General features: G+C 63.1%; 19 protein-coding genes and 1 riboswitch. Of the genes, 6 read left to right on the forward strand and 13 right to left on the reverse strand.

Going from position 1 to position 23,102, the window contains the following annotated elements; all coding sequences use genetic code 11:
- The 4 genes from JQ574_RS35590 to JQ574_RS35600 all read right to left on the reverse strand — a co-directional run.
- Window positions 1-2,242 (reverse strand): autotransporter-associated beta strand repeat-containing protein (locus tag JQ574_RS35590; RefSeq protein WP_212384131.1); only part of this gene is annotated, 2,242 nt, incomplete at its 3' end.
- A gap of 262 nt (window positions 2,243-2,504) precedes the next feature.
- Entirely contained in the window at window positions 2,505-6,017 is a 3,513-nt protein-coding gene (locus JQ574_RS35595; protein ID WP_283813787.1) for a cadherin-like domain-containing protein, read from the reverse strand.
- Window positions 6,018-6,197: 180 nt separating this feature from the next.
- Window positions 6,198-7,334, reverse strand: a complete 1,137-nt coding sequence (locus tag JQ574_RS29955) for a helix-turn-helix transcriptional regulator (protein WP_212212912.1) — start codon at window positions 7,332-7,334, stop codon at window positions 6,198-6,200.
- Window positions 7,335-7,458: 124 nt separating this feature from the next.
- Window positions 7,459-7,584, reverse strand: coding sequence for a hypothetical protein (locus JQ574_RS35600; RefSeq protein WP_283813788.1), 126 nt, complete (start codon window positions 7,582-7,584; stop codon window positions 7,459-7,461).
- An 855-nt stretch (window positions 7,585-8,439) separates the two neighbouring features.
- Between JQ574_RS35600 and JQ574_RS29960 the strand changes: the two genes are divergently transcribed.
- Entirely contained in the window at window positions 8,440-8,649 is a 210-nt protein-coding gene (locus JQ574_RS29960; RefSeq protein WP_212212915.1) for a hypothetical protein, read from the forward strand.
- A gap of 369 nt (window positions 8,650-9,018) precedes the next feature.
- Window positions 9,019-10,533 carry a CYTH and CHAD domain-containing protein gene (locus tag JQ574_RS29965; protein ID WP_212212917.1) on the forward strand — a complete coding sequence of 505 codons (1,515 nt, stop codon included), beginning with the start codon at window positions 9,019-9,021 and terminating at the stop codon, window positions 10,531-10,533.
- Window positions 10,534-10,652: 119 nt separating this feature from the next.
- On the opposite strand, the gene JQ574_RS29970 is transcribed toward JQ574_RS29965, so the two are convergent.
- Window positions 10,653-11,309 carry a hypothetical protein gene (locus tag JQ574_RS29970; RefSeq protein ID WP_212212919.1) on the reverse strand — a complete coding sequence of 219 codons (657 nt, stop codon included), beginning with the start codon at window positions 11,307-11,309 and terminating at the stop codon, window positions 10,653-10,655.
- Between the two features lie 15 nt (window positions 11,310-11,324).
- Window positions 11,325-12,338: a TAXI family TRAP transporter solute-binding subunit gene (locus tag JQ574_RS29975; RefSeq protein ID WP_312014708.1), complete on the reverse strand. Its 1,014-nt coding sequence runs from the start codon at window positions 12,336-12,338 to the stop codon at window positions 11,325-11,327.
- Between the two features lie 648 nt (window positions 12,339-12,986).
- Here JQ574_RS29975 and JQ574_RS29980 point away from each other — a divergent pair.
- A complete protein-coding gene (locus tag JQ574_RS29980) occupies window positions 12,987-13,205 on the forward strand; it encodes a hypothetical protein (protein WP_192737681.1) in 219 nt (72 codons plus the stop codon).
- Between the two features lie 100 nt (window positions 13,206-13,305).
- Here JQ574_RS29980 and JQ574_RS29985 read toward each other — a convergent pair whose 3' ends face one another.
- From JQ574_RS29985 to JQ574_RS29995, 3 genes are all read right to left on the reverse strand, one after another.
- Window positions 13,306-14,103 (reverse strand): substrate-binding periplasmic protein, encoded by a 798-nt coding sequence (locus JQ574_RS29985; protein WP_249119693.1) that lies wholly within the window; start codon window positions 14,101-14,103, stop codon window positions 13,306-13,308.
- A complete protein-coding gene (locus JQ574_RS29990; protein ID WP_212212921.1) occupies window positions 14,096-14,434 on the reverse strand; it encodes a cytochrome c in 339 nt (112 codons plus the stop codon). The genes JQ574_RS29985 and JQ574_RS29990 overlap by 8 nt, the downstream gene beginning before the upstream one ends.
- A 76-nt stretch (window positions 14,435-14,510) precedes the next feature.
- A complete protein-coding gene (locus JQ574_RS29995; RefSeq protein ID WP_212212923.1) occupies window positions 14,511-16,235 on the reverse strand; it encodes a PQQ-binding-like beta-propeller repeat protein in 1,725 nt (574 codons plus the stop codon).
- A 361-nt stretch (window positions 16,236-16,596) separates the two neighbouring features.
- Here JQ574_RS29995 and JQ574_RS30000 point away from each other — a divergent pair, with 361 nt between their 5' ends.
- On the forward strand, window positions 16,597-17,475 hold the full coding sequence (locus JQ574_RS30000) for a dihydrofolate reductase family protein (RefSeq protein WP_249119694.1): 879 nt from the start codon (window positions 16,597-16,599) through the stop codon (window positions 17,473-17,475).
- A 67-nt stretch (window positions 17,476-17,542) separates the two neighbouring features.
- On the opposite strand, the gene JQ574_RS30005 is transcribed toward JQ574_RS30000, so the two are convergent.
- The 3 genes from JQ574_RS30005 to JQ574_RS30015 all read right to left on the reverse strand — a co-directional run bounded on the left by JQ574_RS30005 (window position 17,543) and on the right by JQ574_RS30015 (window position 20,506).
- Entirely contained in the window at window positions 17,543-18,352 is an 810-nt protein-coding gene (locus JQ574_RS30005) for an SDR family NAD(P)-dependent oxidoreductase (protein WP_212212925.1), read from the reverse strand.
- Between the two features lie 179 nt (window positions 18,353-18,531).
- Complete coding sequence (locus tag JQ574_RS30010; protein ID WP_212212928.1) at window positions 18,532-19,158, reverse strand: 6,7-dimethyl-8-ribityllumazine synthase; 627 nt, start codon at window positions 19,156-19,158, stop codon at window positions 18,532-18,534.
- 74 nt (window positions 19,159-19,232) lie between these two features.
- Window positions 19,233-19,381: riboswitch (FMN riboswitch) on the reverse strand.
- A gap of 306 nt (window positions 19,382-19,687) precedes the next feature.
- A complete protein-coding gene (locus JQ574_RS30015) occupies window positions 19,688-20,506 on the reverse strand; it encodes an LON peptidase substrate-binding domain-containing protein (protein WP_212212931.1) in 819 nt (272 codons plus the stop codon).
- A gap of 513 nt (window positions 20,507-21,019) precedes the next feature.
- Here JQ574_RS30015 and JQ574_RS30020 point away from each other — a divergent pair.
- Together JQ574_RS30020 and proC are read left to right on the forward strand one after the other, a co-directional pair.
- Window positions 21,020-21,520: a YbjN domain-containing protein gene (locus JQ574_RS30020; protein ID WP_212212934.1), complete on the forward strand. Its 501-nt coding sequence runs from the start codon at window positions 21,020-21,022 to the stop codon at window positions 21,518-21,520.
- 202 nt (window positions 21,521-21,722) lie between these two features.
- Window positions 21,723-22,550: a pyrroline-5-carboxylate reductase gene (gene proC / locus JQ574_RS30025; RefSeq protein ID WP_249119695.1), complete on the forward strand. Its 828-nt coding sequence runs from the start codon at window positions 21,723-21,725 to the stop codon at window positions 22,548-22,550.
- A 116-nt stretch (window positions 22,551-22,666) separates the two neighbouring features.
- Here proC and JQ574_RS30030 read toward each other — a convergent pair whose 3' ends face one another.
- The gene (locus JQ574_RS30030; RefSeq protein ID WP_212212940.1) at window positions 22,667-23,062 is read right to left on the reverse strand and encodes a thioesterase family protein; all 396 of its coding nucleotides are present in this window, start codon (window positions 23,060-23,062) and stop codon (window positions 22,667-22,669) included.
- Window positions 23,063-23,102 lie beyond the last annotated feature (40 nt).

Genomic DNA, 23,102 nt, shown 5'->3' on the forward strand with positions numbered 1-23,102 from the left:
TGTAGATCGCCGCCAGCGCGTCATTCGGATTGCGCTTCTTCGCGGCATAGGCCAGCGCTTCCTCATCGGCGAAACCGGATGCGTTGCCGCCGGCGGTTGCCGCGTCACCGCGCCCCGCAATGAACGGGTCCATCATCGCGCCCATGAACTGGTTCATGGCGTTGAACGTCGTCTGCTGCGATCCGGTCGCGGTCTCTCCGGCCGCCTGCGACAGGCCGTCGGCCGACATGTTGGCGAAAACAGCGGGAATGCCGCCGGTGGTGTTGAAGAAATTGGTCAGCGCGTTGGCGACGTTCTGCTGATTGCCGTTGAGGCCGCCCGGAATGGTGAAATCCAAGATCATACCGAGATAGACGTTATTGGCGTCGTAGCTCAACGTCGATGTGGCGTTTGATGGCGCATTCTCGGTGAGAAACGAAGAGAAGGTGCCATTGATGCCGCCGGTCGCGGTGAGGATCGTGTACTTCTTTTGCACATACGCGCCGTCAGCAAACACGACGCCTGCGGTCGCGCCACCAAGGGTAGCCGTGCCGGTGACATTGGCAAATGACGTCGTGGCCGGATTGACGAAAACTACATAGAGCGCACCGGACTGGAACGCGAGATTGCCGACAATCCTCATCGATGTGCCCGGCATGTTGAAATCACCAGCAAAAAATGCCCTGGAAATCGTGCTGTTGGCGCCCGTCACCGTGCCGGCACCACTCAGCTGAAGGAACGTCTGGTCGAAGCCGTTCAAGTCCACGGTCGCGCCGCCTGAAACCGCGAGTACATTGAATATTCCAAAAGCGCGAGCGGATCCGGCACGCAACGTGCCGGCGTTCACGATCGTGAAACCAGAATAATTATTCATCCCCGCCAACTCGAGGGTTCCGGCGCCGGTCTTGGTAAAGCCGCTTCCGACCAGCCCCGTGGTTGTGATCACGCCCTGGATTGTGCTGGTGGTGCCCCCCGCGATATCAAAGTTGGGATTGCCGCTGATGAAAAATCCAAAGTTATTGGCGAACGTGGCATTACCCGTAACGGCCAATCTCGCGCCATCGAGAATTGAGATAGACTTGTTGCCAATGCCGAGGTTGGTGTCGTTTGTGATGGACAACGTGCCAGCCCTGATGTTGACGAAATTGCCAAAGGTACTGGCTCCGGACAGGGTCAGAGTGCCGGCACCTGTCTTCTCTATTGCACCCGCGAAGCCGGTGATAGATGCGGCGAGCGTTGTATCGGTTGATTGCGCGAAAGTAAGTATGCTGGCCCCGATGTGAATATTTCCAATGATGCCCGCAGTCGCATTGCCGAACGTTATGGTGTTGACGTCGGCAGCGCCGCCCGTAAGGCGGATCGCTTCCGCCCTGGTTACGCCATCACCATTCAGTCCGCCGCTGATCGTGCCGTTGTTGATGATCGTCAGTCCCCTTCCGACAATACCGACACCACCCGCTCCGTTAGCGCCATTGCCGGCCCCGCCCATGCCACCGGCACCACCGGCCCCGCCGCTCAGCAGAGCTCCTGTCCCCACGTTCACGGTTCCACCGGGGTCGACAAATAGCACCCCGACCCCTCCTGTGCCGCCTGAACCACCAAACCCCGCTGCGCTCGACCCGCCTGCTCCGCCAGCACCACCTGTTAGCTGAACGTTGCTGGAGGCGTTGAAGGTAGCATTGGGGAGTCTAAACCCAGCTTGTTCTCCGCCGGCGCCACCCCCGCCACCGCCGCCGCTGCCATTCCCTGCACCGCCATTACCGCCGGCGCTTCCAGTGAAGTTTGTGTTGGATGTCACGAGGGTGGCGTTCTGGAACCAGTTCTGGAATCCGCCGCCGCCTCCGCCGCCGCCATCTCCGACAAGGCCACCGGCCGCGCCATTGTCACCAGACAGCATCAAAGTGGCCGCTCCCGATCCGCCCGAAGCGCCGCCGCTTCCTGGTCCACCTCCCCCTGGAACGCGCCCACCGCCAAGGCCACCACCAGCGCCGCCGCCGCCGCCGCCACCGCCGCCGCCCGGATCGGCCCCGCCCGCAACCCCGTCATCGCCCGTGTTTCCCGTTATCATGTCCGCGCCACCGCTTCCCGCTCCGGCACCCGTTGCACCGGCGCCGCCCGCGCCGCCGTCCGCGAACGCGGGAGCGCAACCGACGCCAACAGCAACCACCGTGATGAAAAGCGACAACCGCACCAGCGCGGTGCTTCTCAACAGGGCTGTGCGAAGCTGCGAAGCCGCAAACGATGATTTTTGGGAGAACGACATGGGCCGAGACCTCGAAGTAAAAACTGAAAGTTCAGCGAAACGACTGAACGTGGCGGTGGCCCAGGAATTCAGACGGGGCGATGCTGGTATACCGGGCGTCGCTGCGCATCATCGGAACCAATGAGGTCGACGAATTGAGAACATGTGTTGCATAAGGGTGCGCGGTGGGTTCCCTGATGCCGGGCATGTCGGCCGCCACCTTGGAAAGGCTCACCTGGCATCCGCGGGGCTTCGACGAGATCAGGCTCCGAAGCGCCTCGCATCACACCAGCCAGAAATCGGCGGCCATCGGCGGATGCTGAACGACGCTGAGGTCCAGGACATCGGTATCGCTGAGCGATCCGTCGCTGCTGGTCATGGTCAGGTGTTCGACGCCGCTGAAATCGAACGCGCTGTGGTAGAGCACATTGTTGGCAACGCCGAGCACGGCATTGATCTGCGCCACACTGCCGGACAGCGTCACCGTGGCTGACCCGCTGCCGACGACGGTGGCGCCGGCAAATGCCCCGACGCTCAGCGTGCCATGATCGACGTGAAGCGTGGTGGTCAACGACGTGCCATCGGCGTCGCTGACTGATAGCCCCGAGATCGCGATGTTCATGTTGGTTGCGACATTCCGCGACGCCGGCATGGTGTTGACCGGCGCGTCGTTGACACTGAGCCTGGCGCCCGCCGCAACGGACTCCAGGCCGTCGGTCACCTGGTAGGAGAACGTGACCGGAGCGCCGTCATTCGCCGCCGGCGTATAGCTCCAGGTGCCATTGTTGTTATTGAGCAGCGCGCCCGGGCCGGCCAAGATTTGCAGATTGGTGGCCACCAGCGCCGACGGACCGTCGGGATCGCTGGCGTTGACCAGCAGTTCGGCCTGCGTGATCAGCCGCGCGCCGGGGTTCGCATTGACCGCCGCGAGCGCCGCATCGGCGCTCACCACCGGCGCATCGTTCACCGGCGTGATGTCGAGCGTCGCGCCGTCGGTCACCGAAGTCGTGCCGTCAGTGACCGAATAGGAGAAGGACACCGAACTGTCATCGTTCGCCGCCGGCGCGTAGCTCCAGGTCCCGTTGTTGTTGTTGACCAGCGTGCCCGCGCCGGAAACGATGGCAAGAAAGGCTGCGGTCAGCGACGGCCCGTCGACATCCCCGACATTGCCCAGAAGCTCGGCCTGCGTGATCAGCCGCACGCCGGAGTCCTCGGCGATCGCATTCAGCGTCACGAGGCCGGTCACGACCGGTGCATCGTCCACCGGCGTGATGTCGAGTGAGGCGCTGTTGGCTACCGAGGTAAAGCCGTCGGTGACCTGAAACGAAAACGATGCCGACGCGTCATCGTGCAGCGCGGGCGTGAAGCTCCAGGTCCCGTCATTGTTGTCGACCAGGGTGCCCGCGCCGGCAATGATCGCAAGATTGGCTGCGGTTAGGGAGGGACCGTCGACATCCGTGACGTTGACCAACAGCTCCGCCTGCGTGATCAGCCGCGCGCCGGAGTCCTCGGCAATCGCACTCAGGGTGACCGCACCGGCGACGTCAGGCGCAATGCTGTTCGTCCTTCCCTGGATGGTGATTTTGAGGCTGGCCGAATTCGTGCCGCCATGTCCGTCGCTGATGCCGTAGGTAAAGCTGTCGACGAGCGTCTGGCCCGTATTCAGCGCATCCACAGCCGGATTGGTGTTGTCCAGCGTATAGGCGTAGCTGCCGTCGGCATGCATGACCAACGTGCCATGGCTCAGATTGAACGTGCCGGAGCTTGTTACGGTGAGGGCGTTCCCGTCGGGATCGCTGTCGTTCGTCAGCACATTTCCCATGATCAGGTTGGGTGCGGCGTCTTCCGTTACGGTCCCGACATCAGCCACGGCTACCGGCGGATCGTTCGCCGCAATCGCTGTGAGAACGACATCGTTGCCGTCGCCGCCGTGATAGCTGATCGCGTACCTGACGGCGCCGGAGAAGAATGTGCTGCCCTCGGCGTGACCCGCGAAGGTGCCGGTCACCGCATCCGCGGTGCCGTTATTATCGATGATGCGGAAGCTGTTGCCGACAGCGGGCACGAACCCGCTGAATAGCAACAGGTTGAGCGTCGCACCGCCCAGCGCGACGGTGCCGTTGACGACGACCTGATCGAAAACGCCGGCCTGGGCACCACCGAGCTGGACCGCGAAGGTCGCGCCGGACGAAAAGGACAGGCTACCCGTATTCATATCCCCTGCAACGGCATCGAACGTGAGATCGAACACACCGCCGCTCTGCACCGTGACCGCGCCGGTGGTGCCGCCGCCCGTCAGTGTGGCGCCGCTGTGCACGGTGACGGCGGATCTCGCGATCGAGCCCTCCACGTCCAGCGTTCCCTGCAAGACCGTTGTCGCGCCCGAATAGGTGTTGGTCGTAAGAAGCACGAGCGTGCCGGTGCCGTCGACGACGATACCGGTCTGGCCCATCGTATAACCGGCAGCACCGGCATAGCCGGCGGCGGCGGCGGAGCCGGCATCGTCACCGATCACGTCGAAGATGTACTGTCCGAGGAAGCCCGTCAGGTTGCCATTGGCATCGCGTGTGACCCCGGTGCCATCAGGCCGAAAGATCAGCGTGTTGTTGCCTTGCAGGTAGATGCCGCTGCCGAAGGCTTGGCCCGTCGGAATGCCGGCGATGATCGCGGGTTCGCCTGTCTGGACGACAGCTGGGGGGTTGGCGGTGCCGCCGCCCGCGACCGAATTGAAGACGATGCCCGTCGAGCCGGCGAAGCTCAGCGAGGCACCTTCTTGCACGAAGACGGCGCCACCCGCGCCAAGGCCGCCGCCGCCGTAGCCCCCGGTCAGCGTCCCGCCGCCCCCAAACCCGGCTGCGCCGTTCGTGACGGAGCCTCCTCCGCCGCCGCCGCCAAATCCGCCCTTGCCGAGGCCGGCGCCGCCGCCGCCGCCAAACCCGCCGTCCCCGCCGCCGCCACCACCACCACCGCCGTACCCGCCGTCGCCGCCGGTAAATGGGCTGCCCGCAGCGCCGCCGACGCCGCCGCCACCGCCGCCGCCGGGGCCGACGCCTCCGGGCTGATTACCAACCAACCAGCCAGCAAAAGTCCCATCGCCGCCGCCGCCACCGCCACCACCACCGCCGTTCAGGCCGCCTGCCCCCGGGGTGTAACTCCCCTGTTCGCCTATTCCGCCACTGGCACCGCCGGCGGCGCCGGAAACGAGGCCGGTCTCGCCGCTGCCACCCTGGAAATCATCGGCAGTGCCGCCGTCGCCCCCGATGCCGCCGCCTCCACTGCCGCCTTTAAAAATGTCCACGGCGCCGCCGTCGCCGCCGAGACCGCCGCCGCCCCCCGCAGCGGATCCGATGATTGCATTGAGCGAGCCCAGACCGCCCTCAGCCGCGTTCTGGGAGAAATTGACATTGCTCAGCGTCACGTTTCCGGGGTTGCCGGCCACATTGGCGCCGACGAAAAGCCCGCCGCCCAGCCCGGCTCCACCACCGCCGCCTCCGCCGACATCCGAAGTACCGCCGTCGCCGCCCTGCGCCAGCATGTTGTTGATGAGAAGGTCGTTGATCTCGACCGTTCCGGCGTAGACGAAAAAGCCGCGCTGGATGCCGCCGCCGTTCAGCGTATGGCCACCGCCCTCGATGACCAGCGTGACGCCGACATGCAGGTTGATCGCCTGCATCGCCGTGGCGCCGAGGCTGATGTTGTTGCCCAGCGTGATGGTGACGACGGTGCCGGGTGCGGTGACGCCGGCGGCCGACACGATGGCGGCGTTCAACTGGGCAATGTTGGTGACGGTGGTCATTTCAAATCTTTCGACAGGGGAATGCGTTCAGCGCCCAAAAATTCGGACGGGGGACGTTGGAACGTCCGGCGCAGCGGCACATCATCGGAACCAATGAGGTCGACGAATTGCAGCTCGAATTATTTGGTTGGCGGGGTCGGGGCGGGGATGCGCAAGATCCGACGCCTGCAGATCAAGCGGCTACGGCGCGCGAACCGCCGGCGTCGAGGCCTGCAACAGGCGCAGCAGGTCGGCCTGCCGCAGCGTGTGGGTTTTCGCGAACATGTGCTGCAGATGGGTGCGCACAGTAGGCTCGCTGATGCCGAGCATGTCGGCCGCCTCCTTGGCGCCCAGTCCCTGGGCCAGCGCCAGCAGGACGCGCAGTTCTCCGCCAGTCAGCTTGTGCAGCCTGGCAAAGGCCTCCCCCGGCATCATCGGGGCTTCGAGCGGATCCTGCATGAAGATCGCGACGGAAGCGGCGAACGGCGCCACGATGTCGGCTCGCTGACCGCGCTGAACCGGCAGCAGGGTCGCGATATAGCCCGCGCCGGTTCCACTGGGGATGGCGAGCGAACGCTGGCCCCCACCATCGTCTTCGCGGGCCGCGCGGTCGATCGCCATCGACAAGGCGGCGCTTGCGGCCGGATCGACGGGATCGAGGCGATTGTTCAGGATACGGATAGAGGTGCCGGCTCTGACCTGGCGCTCGGCCGCTTCATTCATGTACACGACACGGCCATCGCGCGCCGCGAGGAAAACGCCGGCGGCGAGGACATCGAGCGTCTTTTCCAGCATCTCCGAGCGCAGGGTGCGGATATCGAGCGCGTCCGAAATCGTCAGCGCGCGACAGACGTGCGGCGACAACAGCTTGAACAGCCCGATCTCGAGCTGCTGGTAATGCGGCGCCTGGTCTTTCCGGGACGCGTGCATCGAGGCCATGCGGCCGCCGGTCCGCAACGCCGGAAACCAGATCATGTCCGTCAGGGCGAACGGCGCCAGCACATCCCGGTAGAAGCGGCTTTCGAGCAACTCCTGGCGATCGGTAGAGAGGATGTTGACGTCGCCGACGCTGGCGACGATGTCCGCCGCCGCCATAGGGCTTTGCGCATACTGGCTTCCCAGCTTTTCAAGGAATTCCGGTTGGTACCCGAACACGAACAGTTGATCGTTCTGCACGTGCCGCATGTCGTGCACGCAAATGCCGCCGCCTGTGCTTTCACAGAGATCGGCGATCTTCCGGCAGGTCTCGGGCCAAAGCTGCGGATCGAGCGCGCAGTCATAGATCGCGCCGATCGTATCCGACAGCGCTTGAGCTGAGACGCCCTCCAGGTCGATCATGTTGACATAACGGCTGCATTCACGGCCCACAGGCCGACCAATGCACGGACCGCGTGCAGTAGATTTTCTTTACAATACATGGGGTTCACCAATGAAACGATTGTTTCAGGTTTGGGAAATCGGGTCAAACGATATTGCGCGGAACTCGCCAGCGCGCAGCCAGGCGCAACGGCTTGTTGGCGTGCTGCAGGTTGAACCAGCCGACCGTCATCGGAGCAACAGCGGTGGCCTTGCTCTCGCGATTGGCCAACGCTGCAACAATATCGTCCTCGAATGCGAACGAAGATGTCGGTGGCTTTGAGCCCGCGCCGGGGCATCGCTGACCACTGTCAAGCGGCCAGCAGCAACTCACGTCTCGGTCCCGCTACTTCTCGCGCCCGCACCGCTCGACGGGCTCGTCAGCGAGAGGGACCTTGAGTCTCGGAATTCGGCGTGACGGACGCATGATGCGTTGCACGATCACGATCATCGTTCGGGACCCATTCCTCCGCGCTTGAGTCCCAATGATGGGTATCGTCGAAGTGTTTCCAGAGTGGCGGCCTTCGCTTGCTTTCACCCTTCTGTCGCAATGCATTCAGGGCGCGGAGCACAACGAGCGCGCCAGCCATCGTCACCCATCCGCGAGCGTTATATCGGGAGTTCCATTTGAATGTCTCGAGCATGATGCCTCCTTCAAGAAAGAAGCCTTCCGCCATCCTAGCCCGGGCCAAGAACACAGGAATGTAAAGTACTTCACAGTCCGCCGACATCTTCGACATCGCCAGAGGCGAACCCATGAGGGCATGCGGCTGGCGGCGCCGGCGGGGACTGAGTGTCCCGGATCATATCCGCTCCATCATATCCTTTCTATCACAAGGACGGAATATCGTCGGCGATCGGGCACGTCCGAACGGCGGATGGTTGATGGAGATCGCAACAGCTGACGCGCGATCGACCCAATACGCAACGCATGCTGAGCCTGTCGATGTCGCCAATGCATTCCTCGCCAATCACCGCCTGCAAAGCGCGAGTGTGACTTTAATCACAGCACCCTTCCCGCACCTGCTTTACGCATCGTTGCACGGTCTGGATGATCCCGACCCCAACCAAAATGGTGGAGCTAGTCATGCAGACCTATTCGGCAGATCTGAACGCGATGCGTCCTCTTGCTGACCACGAACTTGACGCTGTATCAGGCGGCTTTGTTTATATCGCCGTCGTTGTAGGCTCGTTCCTTGCTGGAACGGGAATTCGGATGGGCCTTGACAAGATCGCCGAGGGAATCGCAGAGCCGCAAGGCACGCTGAAGGGCATAAAGCCCAGGGGCGGGAAGTAAGGCTAGCGACTTCATTCAATGCAGTGGAGCGCTCCCTGTTGATGCGGCGCTCCACTTCAACTTCTCCTTCTCTCGGCTGAGGAAGCGTTGCGGTGTCCACGGGTGTCGACAAGATAGCGCTCCGGCTTGAACGCTCATTTTCGTGACTTCAACGTGCCCCGTATCCCAACCGCCATGTCGTCGCTTCCTTCTGTTGCGAGTAATGAATAACCCTGCATTTCGGCGTTGGTGACGTGCGCACGCCCCTGTCGAGTGAGACGACTGCCGATATTCGGAACGGCAACGCCAAAAAGCATATCGAATCTTCGGCTTGAATACGGAACCTTTCGGGAAACGTCCGTTTTTTACCAACGCCCGACGGAGTCCACGATGAGCGTTGAAGCCGAACTGAAGTTCCGTGTTGCGCCCCGAAAGCTGTCCTCTGTTGCGAAGACCCGCCTGACGGGCGCGCGCCGCGGCGGCCGGTCCGAGCAAAATCTGGTGACAATCTATTTCGATACGGCCAAGCACAAGCTGAAACGCAACGGACTTACCCTGAGAGTCCGCCAGGCCGGCGATGACTATGTGCAGACGGTAAAGGCGGTAACGTCGGGAGCCCTCGCCCGCGGCGAGTGGGAAACGAAACTGGATGGCGCGACGCCCGATCTCACCAAAGCCAAAGACACGCCGCTCGATAGGCTGATCACCAGGAAGTTGCAGCGAAAGTTGAAACCTGTCTTCCGGACCTCCGTTCGTCGGATGGCGCTGCCGATCCGCACCCGGCGCAGCGAAATCGAACTCGCGGTTGACCGCGGAAAAATCGCGTCAGGCGGTCGCTCGAGACCGATCTCCGAATTTGAGCTCGAACTGAAGGGCGGAAGTTCCGCCGATCTGTTTCGGATAGCTCGCAGTTTCGAACGCAAGACCGGCGCCGAGCTTGATCTGCAATCAAAGTCTGAAAAAGGTTATCAGCTCGCCGGAGGCGGTCGCGAAAGCGCCAGCCATGCCGAACCGATCCACCTCGACAGGAAATTGTCAGCCAACGATGCGTTCACCGCAATTGCCTCCTCCACGTTCCGGCATTTCGCGGCCAATGCGGACGCCATACGCAACCTGGACGCAGAAGCCATCCATCAAATGCGGGTAGGCCTGCGACGAACGCGTGCAGCCATCTCGCTTTTTGACGACGTGCTGCCGCGCGCGAGTACCGCCGGCATCAAGGAGGAGCTCAAGTGGCTTACAGGCCAACTCGCACGGGCTCGTGAAATCGACGTCTTTCTGGAAGAGCGCGTTGGCCCGGTAGTGAAAGCCGGCCCACCCAAGCGAGGGTCTCGCGCGATCGAGAAAAAGTTTGCGGCGCAACGCACCAAGGCGTTCAAGCGCGCCGGTCAAGCCGTCGGGTCACCCCGGTTCCGTCGCCTGCTGATCGATATGCTCGAATGGATCGAAACCAGAAAAGCGCCAGCCGACAAAGACAGATCGATTGGGCCGTACGCCGCCGAACTTCTCGATCGCCGCATCAGAAAGGTGCGCAAGCAAGGCAAGCGCCTGGACGAACTCTCACCCGACCAACGCCATAAATTGCGGATCAGGATCAAGAAGATCCGTTACGCCCTCGATTTCTTTGAAGGTCTCTACGATGACAGCGATCGCAAGGAGATTGCGCAACTGTCAAGCCGGCTGAAAAACGTTCAGTCGGCGCTCGGAGCGTTGAACGATTTTATGGCGCACCGAAAGATGGCCACAGAAGCCGCCCTGACTGCTCCGCAGGCCAATCGAAGAGCCCAGGCCTTCGCGTCCGGTTTTCTGGTCGGTCAGGAGCGGGAGGCCGCAATTGGTCTGTTGAAGGCGGCACGTCGTGAGCTTCAGCACCTGCGTCCGCTGACCGTCGAGCCACTCCGATGAGGAAGCGTTGCGGTGTCCGCGGTTGACGAGATTGCGCTCTCAGGCCTTGGAAGGCCGCAATGACCCCGCCAGGATGCCGGTTCTGATGTCCAACCCCTCCCACGCGTACGTAGCGCGCGTCATTTCGCAACACGCGCTTCCTCCTTCCTGGTCACATGCCAGATCACGAGGTGGTAGTGCGGCACGTCCACGCCGGGGTGACCAGGGTTGAAATAGATGCTGACGTGGTCAAGCGGTGCACCGGCGAACCCCGGCGCCTCCAATGGCTTGTGATCGTCGATGTCTTTTGTCGGGACCATATACACGGTCGCCATCAAGCGATCCTTGCGGTCGAAGGTCACGAATGGCCCGAGCGGCAAGGTTTCGGGTTTGACAAAGACGATGCCCAGGCTGGGAAAGAACTTTGGGAAGTTCACGAGATCGCTGACGCGCTTGTATCCGTCCTTCTCGGCCATCTTCCGCTGATTTGGCGGCGCACGAACGACGGCGGGCCTCCTGTGCGCTTTGGCTGCTCTGCGAACGGCTGGTTTGGCTTTTCTGACCTTGTCGGCCGTTTGCACCCTGGTCGGTGCTTGCACTTGCGGGCGCACGGGTTGGGCCGGAGCAAACTGGGGTTGACCAAACGGGGGCTGACCAAATTGCGGTTGACCAAACTGGGGCTGGCCAAATGGGGCCTGACCAGATTGCGGCTGGCCAAACTGGGCGGCAGGCTGCCGCACATCGGCGATCAATCCGAGCGAAGCGACGAGAGCTGCGGTCACCAGCGCATTGCGCATCGTGATCTCCCAATCTCACCTGCCCTGCTTGCGTTCCTGCCACCGCATGAAGTCCTGGAACAACTCTTCGCGGTCCGGCGGATTGCTGGCTGGCTTCTGCTCGAGGAACCGGCCGAACGCCTTGCGAAGCGCAGCCTCTCCGCCCGATTGCCGCTGCAGCCAACGCTCTGCCGGACGAAATCGCCGCCACCCCGGCAGCACCTCGGGCAAATTCACCTCCCGCCATTTGGGGTGGTGAGCGTCACCGAGAAATTCGGGAAACCGCGAGAACAGCGTTTCGACAAAATGTTCCAGGAGCTGAAACCGCTCGCTTCGGGTCGGCCAGTTGTAGGCGAAAAGAGCGCATTTGATCGCGATCGTGTCGACGCTTTCACCGGTCCCAACGATGTTTGGGTAATCCTCGCGGCGGAACGTCGATGGCAGATAATCTTGCTGCAGCGCCCGGGAATACGGAATCGGCAGCAGGTGAATGCCATCCATTTGCACGGTGCGGGCCAGGGCGCTGACCGGCTTGCCCGAAACCAGCAGGCTGGCGAAGATTTGCCCCTTCCTCATGCCATCCAGCGCGGCGTCCAGCCCCAGGTTCAATTCGCTGAACTTGACCTCCAGACGGTTGAGCACCTCACGGCCAAGCAGCGCGGCAGCACTGCCTTCTTCGCCGAGATTGACCGTCTTTCCCTCAAGATCCGCCAGGCTCTTGATCTCGGAGCGCGCGAGGAGATGGAACTCTTCGACAAAAAGCGGGGTGATGTAGATGAGCTTGTTCTGGATGTCCGGGATCGTCCTTGCATCCCGCAGCCGGTCGACCAGGACGACAGGCGCGATCGCCATGTCGGCACCTGCCAGCGTAAGCACGTCCAGGATGTTGCGGATGCCGCCGTTTCCCACCATCGGGAGCACCCGTAATGCGACCTCGCCGCGCGGACCGGTCTCCTGGCCGGTGGCCAACGTGGTCGCAATGTCCTGAGTGATGGCGAACTCGGTGCTTTGCGGCGGACCGGTTACCAATCCCGCGGTGTAAGGGCTCACAGCTGCTCCCGCTTCCTTCCGGGGAGCGCTTGCCTTGGGCGCAGATGCTTTGGCGGGTTCACTCGCAGAAGTGGATGGTCGGGTTTGGGCGAGGCCCTCCCGGACCGGTTGGCCGAGCCAAGCCGCCGCAATGAATGCGGTCAACAAACCGACCCGCACCACTCCGCAGACCCTCATTGTTCCCACCTGTTCGACCGGACCGGCCCCGGGCGTGACATTCGCTCGCCGTCAGGGAAAAGGCTTGAGCCGACAAATCGTCACCCCGCGACGTCACAAGCACGACCGGGCAAAATGGATTTGCTTCGCCTTTTTTAACGCGCCTGAACCAGCGGCGTTCCTTTGTCGGGAATGCGTATGAACGGACGTCGTCCGGCCGCTTCGGCAGGCCTGAAAACTGCCGATAGCAGGCTCGTGCACTGCAGCGAAGAGCAGGGCTATTCAATTACGGCGTCAGCGCGCAAGAAGAGGGGCCGGGACTTCGAGACCGAATGTTCTGGCAGTTTTGAGGTTGGTGTGAATCTCGTATCGATCTGGTTGTTCGACCGGGAGGTCGGCGGGCTTGATCCTTGGGCGGTCCGATCGCGTACCACCCTATTTTGATGTGTGCTACTTAGATGGGTAGCAAACTGGCAGCAGGAGAAACCGATCATGACTGACGATCAGGTCAATCTCGTCGTTCAGCATCTTTGCGAGCAATTGCACCTGGCGCTCCGATTGAAGGGCAGCGAAGCACATCCACCAAACGCCAAGGAAATTGGATTTGATCCTGCCTCTGTGAGAACTGTATTGCTGACCGGATTGCGTTCGGCAGGTGTCACGACCCACCACGAGGCAGCCGGGGCCAGCGAAGAGCCGCCGTGGTCCTAAAACAAGGCATTTTCCGCAGCGTCGTTTGACTCACCATACGTAACAGCGCGCGAGTGTTTTCCGGTCGCCAAGCCCGGGGCATCTGGCGCGATACCGCGCCTCACTGCGGAGGTCGCAGCTCGATGCCGTAGCGGGCGTAGATCCGCGCGATGGTGCCATCGGCCAGCAGGGCCTCGATCGCCGCATCGACACGCGCGCGCAGCTGGTCGTCGGGCCGAAGCAGCCCGGCGGCAATATTCCAGTTCAGGTCCTGATCGTCGCCGAACGCCGGAATCAGGCGCAACGGCTTGTCGGCGTGCTGCAGGTTGAACCAGCCGACCGTCATCGGGGTGACGGCGGCGGCCTCGATCTCGCGATTGGCGAGCGCCGCAACGATATCGTCCTCGAAGGCGAACGGAGACGTGGCGGCGCCGCCCTTGGCGAGCGTCATCGAGACCACCGAGCCGACCGGTACCCCGACCCGCTGATCGGGACCGAGACCGGCCAGCGAGGACGCCTGTGAATCGCCGCGCACCGCGAGCACGACGCCGCTGCGGTGGTAAGGACGCGACGTCCGCACCCCGCCGGAGGGCGGCGTATCCTTGCGGGCGATGACGTCGAGCACGAGGTCGCAATCGGCGCGGCGATACTGGATTGCGCTGATCACCCATTCCCGCGTCAGCTTGACCCCGAGTTGCTCGGCAATCTTCTCGCCTAGCTCGATCTGGAATCCCGGAATCGGTCCGGACTTGCTGGCAAACGGCAGCGCGTTGGGGCTGGCGCAGAGCGTCAACGCGCCGCGCTCGATGACGGCTTCGAGCGAGCGGGCATCCGCCGGCGCGCTCCAGATCATCAGCAGAGCGAGACCTGCCGTATATCGCGAGTGGCGATATCGCGGTTTCCACGCCGCTTTAGTCATCGAGCCCTCGAATGTAGGCCAGGATCGCGATGATCTGGCCATCGCTGAACACCGAACCATAGGCGGGCATGGCGCCTACCTTGCCCTTCTTGATGCGCTCGATGAGGTATTCGTCGCTGCGCTCGGACTTCGACAGCTTCGGGCCCCTGCCCGCATGGCGGCCGCCCTCCTGGTGACAGAAGCCGCAGGTGGTGGCGAACATTTTCCCGCCCTCGATGTCGTCAGGCGAGGCTTCGGCCTGGGGCAGCGGATTTGCAGCCTGCTGGGCCAACGCGGCGGTCGACAGAAATGGCCAGATGATGGCCGCAACAATCAGCAACGGTATTCGCATTCCAGCATCCGTATTGACCTCGGGAGCAGCAGCGCAAGGGCGGCAAGGAGATCGATCCCTGCCGCCCGCGCCACCATCATTGTCTGAGTGCGTAGACAATCAGAGCGCCGGTATTCTTCGACATGCTCTTGAAGGGCTCGCCATAGAGCGCGACGAACTCGTCGGCCACCAGGCTGCCCCAGCCCGCCGGTACGGCGACATACTGCTTGCCGCCGGCCATGTAGCTGATGATGCCGGCATTGTGTCCCATGCCGTTGTTGCGCGACCACAGCTCTTCGCCGGTATCGGCATTGTAGGCGTGCACGATGCCTTCGGCGTCGGGCACGAATACCAGATTGCCCGCGGTGGCGAGAACGCTGGCGAGCGGCGGCTGCTTGTAGTTGACCTCCCACTTCTTGGCGCCGGTGACGGGATCGCGGGCGCTGAGATGGCCACGGGCCGGTCCGTCCGGCGGCGCCACGATCTTGAACGTGGCGCCGAGGTTGAGCTGGGCCATCGGCTCCGTGATCGGCGTGGTCTTCTCGACCGTCATCTCCATGCACCACTCCTGCCCGATCCGGTAGAACAGCCCGTTCTTGGGGCTGTAGGCGCCGGAGTTCCAGCTGATGCCGCCGGCGATGGCCGGGCACAATGGCGGGTCCACCTTGCCTTCTACGAGGTCGCGGCGACCGATCAGTTCGCCGGTCTTCGGGTCGATGCTCTTGACGAAGTTGATGTTCTTTACCAGCGGCCAGACGTTCTCGACCTTGGCGTTGGAACGGTCATAGACGAAGATGTATCCGCTCTTGTTGGCATGCACCACGAGCTTCTTGCCGCCGCGCTCGATCATGACGAACTCGCCCACGGAAGAGTCGAAGTCCCAGGCATCGTGCGGCAGCTCCTGATGATAGAATTTGAGCTTGCCGGTATCGGGATCGAGCGCGATGACCGATGTCGTGTGGAGATTGTCGCCCGGCCGCGGCCCGCTCTTCTTCCAGTCTGCGCCGGACCAGTCGTACAGCGGCGCCGGGTTGGCGGTGCCCCACCACACCGAATTGGTTTCCGGGTCATAGGTTCCGGGCATCCAGCCGCCGCCGCCGCCGGTCCGCCAGGAGTCACCACCCCAGGTCTTCATGGCCTCTTCGGTTCCGGCCACCGTGAAGAATTCCCATTTCTTCTGGCCGGTCTTGCCGTCCACGCCGAAGATCGGTCCGCGACCGGTCCACTCGCCGCCCTGCGCACCAATGATCACCATGTCCTTGACCACCAGCGGCGCACCGGTGAAGCCGACGGTTACCTTCTTGGAATCCAGCAGCTTGGTGTCCCACACCGGTTTGCCGGATTTCAGATCGAGTGCGATCAGGCGCCCGTCGACGGTGCCGACATAGAGATTGCCGCCTCCGATGGCGATGCCGCGGTTGTACGGCGAATGCGTCTGCTTGGCGACCAGCTCCTCGTCGAGCTCCGGCGCATAGGCCCAGATCGTCTTGCCGGTCGCGCCATCAAGCGCGTAGACGCGGCTGTAGGAGCCCGAATAATACAGCACGCCGTCAAGCGCCAGCGGCGTCGACTGCAGGCCGCGGGTGGCGCGCTCCGGGAAATGCATCCAGGCGACTTCGAGATTCTTGACGTTGCCGGCATTGATCTGGTCGAGGCCGCTGTAATGGTAGGACTTGTAGGTGCCGTGATAGGTCGGCCAGTCGTTCATGGCCGCCTCGGCATTCAGCGCCGCAGGGTTCTGCGCGCGCGCCGGCGAGACGGTGACCAATGCAGCCACCGCCAGCGCGGCGCAGCCGACAACAGATCGTCCATAGAAAATCATCTGCATCCTCCCTTTGTGTTTGTTTGTTGGGCCGAATTTCCGTCGCGACTCGTGCAGAATGTTCTGGTGTCAAAGCCTCATCAGGTATCAAAGCCTCATGGGGCCGGCAGTTCGAGATGGAGGGGTGGACCGGCGGGACTGCCGTCGAGGAGACCGCAGCACTTCATGCCGCCTGACCGAGAAGCGGCAATGGTCCGAACGAAGGAGTGTTGTCGAGGCGGGGACGATTTCAGCGCAGCGCGGCACACGCGGTCACGGCCGGGGCTTGCCTGCCCCAAACGGTCCCCGGCGACGTCGGTGCGGTGCACCATGACATGTCCCTCGATGCGCCACGCTATTAGCTGACCGGATTGTTGTTTTTTTGTGGAGCACCGTCGGCTTTGGCAACCCTAAGCTGAATGGCCTGATCCGCAAAAAATTTCCTGTCGGCTTCTTTGCAAATTTCGGTCAGGCTCGCACGCGCCGCCATCACGGCAACGACACACGTCCGGCGACAATACAATCAGCAGGAAAGAGACCAGCGATGCGGCCTTACATCATCTGCCACATGAGCACATCGATTGATGGACGCCTGCATCCCAGCCGCTTCACCCGGGCGGCCACGGGCATCCCGGCGGATGTTTTGCGAGGACATTATGAAAAAATACATGAAGGGTTCGAAGCCGAGGGATGGATCGTCGGTCGCAAGACCATGAGTGAAATGGCCAAGGGAACCGAACGGCGCCTTGCCGAAGCGCCAAAAGCGCCACGTCAGGCGCATATCGGCGAACGCCGTGGCCGCAAGCTCGCTATTGCCATCGACCCGTCGGGGCGGGTCCATTACGGCAATGACAATGTCGGCGGCGACCACGTAGTTGCGGTACTCGGCGAGCAGGTCGCCGACGCTTACCTCGCCGAACTTCGCGAAGACGGGGTTTCCTATGTCTTCGCCGGCGCGAAAGGCGATGATCTGTTGCACGGGATGGAGCAACTGACCGCTGTTTTGGGCGTCGAGAAGCTGCTGCTCGAAGGCGGCGGCAGGATCAACGGCGCATTCCTCAAGCACAGACTGATCGACGAGTTCAGCACATTGATCTGGCCCGCCGTCGACGGCGTGGCCGGCACGCAAAGCATCGTCGATTACGACGGCCCGGAGGGCGACCGTCCCGGCGCGGGTCAGTCGTTGCGGCTCACCCACTGCGAGACGCTGGAGGGCGGCATGATCTGGCTCCGTCACGCCGTGGAGCGCGCGCCCGGGTAGGGCCTCAATGCGCAACTCGCCGACCGAGCCATCACCGGCGCGTGTCAGCGACACATTCACCTCTTCGTCACTCAAAGCCCGGCCGCGGTACCAAATTCATCAGCATGTTGGCATAGCCGCCGTCGACGGTGATCTCGTCGCCATTGACGTAGGACGAGCGGTCGCTGGCGAGGTAGAGGATGGCGTCCGCGATGTCCTGCGGCAAGCCGACCCGCCGTAACGGCACCACGGCGGAGCGGCGTTCGGTGACACCGGGCGTATCGTAGAACGCCTGGCTCATCGGCGTGATCACCATGCCGGGGCTGACGACGTTGCTGCGGATGCCTGCCGGTCCCCACTCGCTGGCGAGCTGGCGCGAGAGCATGATGACGCCGGCCTTGCTGACGCTGTAGGCGCCGCTCTGGCCCTGCGCATGGCTGCCGGCGATCGACGACACGTGAACGATGCTGCCGCGCCCGGTTTTGCGCATCTGCCGGCCGAAGCTTTGCGCGCAGAGGAAGTAGCCGGTGAGATTGACCGACAGCACCGCGTTCCATTCGGCCAGCGTGAGATTCTCAAGGCCGCCCGGCCGCAGCACGGCGGCGGTGTTGACGAGCACGCCGCATGGCCCGAGCGATTGCTCGACCGCCTCGGACACGCCGGCAACGCTCTCGGCATTCGCGGTGTCGCAGCGCCCGACGAAATGCCCGGCGCCGAACTGGCGCAGCTCACTGCGCGTGGTCTCAAGGCCGCGCTCATCGAGATCGATCGCGGCGACGCGGGCGCCGGCCTGCGCAAGGCTGAGCGCCGTGGCGCGGCCGATGCCGCCGCCGCCGCCCGTCACCACGCACACGCGGCCTGTCAGGCCGAGCCAATCGGGTGGATTTTGTCCGGTCATGATGGCGATGCTCCCTGCTGTGGTTTTTTCTATTTGCGAAATTTCCTCATGGCCGCGGCGGCAATATAGCCGCCGCGACCTGTTCGTAGTTCGTAGGATGGGTTGAGCTCTTGCGAAACCCATCAGTTGCCGATCGAGATGATGATGGGTTTCGCGAAGAGCTCAACCCATCCTACGGTTCACCCCGTAATTCCCGCGGCGACCTGGCCGCGCAGCCGCTCCAGGCTGTGCAGGGTGTTGGCGCAGGCTTCGGCGACTTCGATGCCCTTGATGACGAAATGCTTGCGGAAGAAATCGTGGTGCACGGCGCTTTCATGGAACTGCTGCGGCGTCAGCACCGCCGAGAAGATCGGCACTTCGGTCTTCAGCTGCACGTCCATCAACGCCTTGATCACGGTGTCGGCGACGAATTCGTGGCGGTAGATGCCGCCATCGACCACGAGGCCCGCCGCCACGATCGCGGTGTAGCGCCGCGTCTTGGCGAGCAACTGAGCATGCAGCGGGATCTCGAACGAGCCGGGCACCTCGAACAGGTCGACCTGCGCGCGCGAGATATGGCGCGCCTCGATCTCTTCCAGGAACGCGATACGGCATTCCTCCACCACGTCGCGGTGCCAGGACGCCTGCACGAAGGCGACCCGCTGCGGCTTGACGAAACGCGGATGCACGGGCGCCGGCGGGCGCTCGGGCGTGTCGGGAACGCCGGTGCGTTCGGGAACGCTGGCGCGTTCGGGAACGCTGACTTGCGTTTCCTGGGGCTGGGCCAGCTGGGTTTGGGCTTCAGGCTCTTGCAACATCTGATTCATGGCTTTCCTCTTTCAGGACCAGAATCAGGGCACACGGAACGACGATTGACCCACGCAAACGCGCGGGCCGCCGCAACCGTTCTCTTTCATCCGGACTTTAACCGTCGGCTTCGGAATCACACCGAATCTGCTGACCCTTCTTCGGGAGAAGAAGGCGCTCGCGGGCTTGGGCTACGTCACCCTTACCGCCGGTGGGGATTTTCACCCCGCCCTGAGAACATCGGCCGCCCGGAATGGACGACCTGACGACAAATATGACCAAAGGCCGCGGCATCGGCAAGCGCCATCAGCACCGGGAATCTGCATGATCCCCATGACGGCGAGACAGGGCAGCGGGATTTGCGCGGTCTCGCTTCACCTTTCCCGCTTGCGGGGGAGGTCGCGGCGCTCGAAGAGCGCGGCGGGTGGGGGCTCTCTCCACTCGAAGAGCGTGACTCGCGGAGGCGCCCCCACCCCAGCCCTCCCCCGCAAGCGCGGGAGAGGAGCGCAGTCGCACCGTGGACGCAGTTTGGTCCTATCTCTTCATACTCTACGCCGCCTTTTGAGCCGCCTTGATCAGTTCAAGGATCGCTTCCAGCCGCGCGGTGACATCGCTGGTTTCCAGGAGTTGCTGCCGCTGCTCGATGCTGACCGGCAGCAGCGGCGCGACGGTATCGGCCAGCAGGCTGGGATTGCCAATGTCGGGAAGGTGGAAGCGCGCCTGCACTTGCGGCGGCACGTTGGAGTAATCGACGTTGGCGAACATCCGGTAGGCGTCGAGGACGAGCCGTGACAGCAGTACCGCCTGATCCGTCTGGCCATTGCTTTCTTCGATCGGCGCGCTTTCGGCCGCCAAAAACTCGTCCGCGGCGGGCTTGCCGACAGCGGCACGCTGCAGGCCAGATATCACCAGCTTGAGCGTTCCGTCCGTCAGCTTCACGCGATTGATGACGGCGGCGGTAACGCCCACCGAATACAGCGCGTCCAGTTGCGGATCGTCGTCGGCCGAGCGTCGCTGCGTGACCACGAGCAGGCGGCGATCCGTCGCCAGCGCGCACTCGATCGCACGCTTGGTTTTTTCGCGCCCGACAAAAATCGGCACGACCATCTGTGGAAACATCACGAGGTCGCGCATCGGCACGATCGGCATCGCCGCGCCAGCCGAAACGATGGTCGTGTCCGCGGTCCCGGACGGGACGGGTTGGGGCTGGCTCGACTGAATTAGCGCCGCGAGATGATTCCAGTCGGGCAGGCCTAGTGTCCTGGCGACAAGTTCCAGGCTCTCGCTGTGGGTGAGAGAAACCGATTTGGTCTTGAGAGCTTCGCGCAACGAATGCGCCATAGCCTTGGCATCGCGAAAATCGCGCATAGGATGAATCCTCTGCATTGGCGAACGAGATGATGTCAGGCGCTTGCGTTACTGACTCGTTCGCTGGGCAAAGGAGGCCTCGAACGGCTCGATACGTTCACCGTACCCTCGAAGGGGCGCAAGCAGCGGGTCGTATCCACCCTGTGGAAAAATATGCGCCTCTGCGGAAGCGGCTGTCAATTCAGGTTAAGAAAAAATTAACCATTGTGGCGGGCCGGTGCTCTTCCGGTGGCCGCCGACACCAATCCACAGAATCCGATTCCGATTTGTTCTCAAATCAATAATTACGACCACGAAGAGCTGTGGACGGCCCGCGCATTGGCTGTGGACGGACTCAGGGGTCGGTTGCGCAGATTCCGCAAATCACATCACTTGAGCCGGCAAGCCTCGGAACGATCAAGAACAAGGTCAGGAACGATCAGGGGATTGCAGTCGGCCGCGACGCATCAGCTCCCGCGCGCGCCGGTCCCCGTGTGCGTATCAACTCACGTGAAATGGCAAGGTCGAGACGGAATGTCCCTCCTCGAAGGCATTATCGATTCCCCGAACAACCCGCTCGCGGTTGTCGAGGACATCGCCAGCGATAACAACTGGGCGTATGAGCGTTCCGGCGAAGACGAGGTGACGATCGTCTCCAAGGGCGACTGGACCGACTATCAGCTCTCCTTTACCTGGATGGCCGAGATCGAGGCGCTGCATCTGGCCTGCGCCTTCGACATGAAGATTCCACCCGCGCGCCGGCCCGAGGTGCAGCGGCTGATATCCGCGATCAACGAGCAATTGTGGATCGGCCATTTCGACATCTGGACCCATACCGGCATGATCATGTACCGGCAGGCGCTGGTGCTGCCGAACGGGCTCACCGCCTCGACCGCGCAATGCGAAGCCATGCTGGTCGGCGCCATCCACGCCTGCGAACGCTATTACCCCGCGTTCCAGTTCGTGGTCTGGGCCGGCAAGACCGCCGCGGAAGCCATGAGCGCCGCGATGTTTGATACCGAGGGCGAGGCGTAGGCGCTTTAGCGCGAACCGCCACCACATATTCGGTGTCGTCCCGGGCTTGACCCGGGACCCATACGCCGTGACGTGAATGGCTAAAGCAAACTGCTTGTGGCCTGTCCTTCGCTTCACTAGAACCGCTGGTGGTTATGGGTCCCGGCTCCTGGTGCGCAATTGCGCACCGGGCCGGGACGACAGCGAATTCGTGGTGAGCACCTTGAGCACAACCAACGCACTCAAAAACGTCCACGGCACCATCGCGCTCGCGGGCGCCGGCAAGATGGGCGGCGCGATGCTGACCGGCTGGCTGGCGCAGGGGCTCGATCCCCAGCGCGTCGTGGTGATCGAGCCGCATCCCGCCAGCGAGATCAACGCGCTGGCGGCGCAGGGCATCCGGCTGAACCCGACGGCCAAGGATGTCGGCGAGGTCGATACGCTGGTGGTGGCGGTGAAGCCGCAATCCTTCCGCGAAGCCGGTGCGGCGCTGAAGGCTTTCGTAGGATCGTCGACGCTGGTGGTCTCGATCATGGCGGGCACGACGATCGCCGTGCTTGAATCGATCGTCGGCGGCAGCGTGGTTCGCGCCATGCCGAACACGCCGGCCGCGATCGGCCGCGGCATTACGGTCGCGGTCGCGGCGAAGAAAGTCAGCGCGGCGCAACGCGGAATCGCGGACGCGCTGCTGCGCGCGACGGGCTCGGTCGAATGGGTCGACAAGGAAAGCCTGATGGACGCGGTGACGGCGGTGTCCGGTTCGGGGCCAGCTTACGTGTTCCTGCTCGCCGAAGAACTCGCGCGCGCCGGTGTCGCGGCCGGACTGCCGGAGGAACTGGCGACCAAGCTCGCGCGCGAAACCGTCGCCGGCTCCGGCGAGCTCCTGCACCGTTCGGACCTGTCGTCGGCGACCTTGCGCCAGAACGTCACCTCGCCCGGCGGCACCACCGCGGCAGCGCTCGAAGTGCTGATGGGTCCTGACGGAATGCAGAAGCTGATGACGCGCGCGGTGGCCGCGGCGACGCAGCGCTCGAAGGATCTGGCGAAATGAACTCTATTGTCATTGCCGGGCTTGACCCGGCAATCCATCCCCTTCGATCGACTCTTCCGAAGAGGGGATGGATGCGCGGGTCAAGCCCGCGCATGACGAGTTAGTGGCGAGTGCAGCTACTTCACGCCCAGCCGCTTGTTAAACATCTCGACATTGACGAGGCCGCGGGCGTGGCGGCCGTCGCCGATCTTGCGCTCGCCTTCAAAGGCCTCGACCTCGAAGCGGATCACGCGGCGTTCCACCGCGACCACTTTCGCCGTGGTCCGCACGGTCGCGCCGACCAGCGAAGCGCCGAGATGGCGGATATCGACCTCGGTGCCGACCGTGATCCAGCCCGGCTGAAGATGGTCCCGGACGGCGTCGCCCGATGCCATCTCCATCTCCAGGATCATCATCGGCGTCGCATAGACCATCGGCATATCAGGCACGAAATGCCCGACCGTGCGCTCCGGCGGCACCACCAGCGTGCGCTCGGCGCTCATGCCGATTTTTATGATTTCGCGTGCGTCCATGGGGCTGGTCCAAATCACTCGCCGTCGTCCCGGCCTTGAG

The sequence above is a fragment of the Bradyrhizobium sp. AUGA SZCCT0158 genome (genome assembly GCF_018130065.1).
Lineage (GTDB): Bacteria > Pseudomonadota > Alphaproteobacteria > Rhizobiales > Xanthobacteraceae > Bradyrhizobium.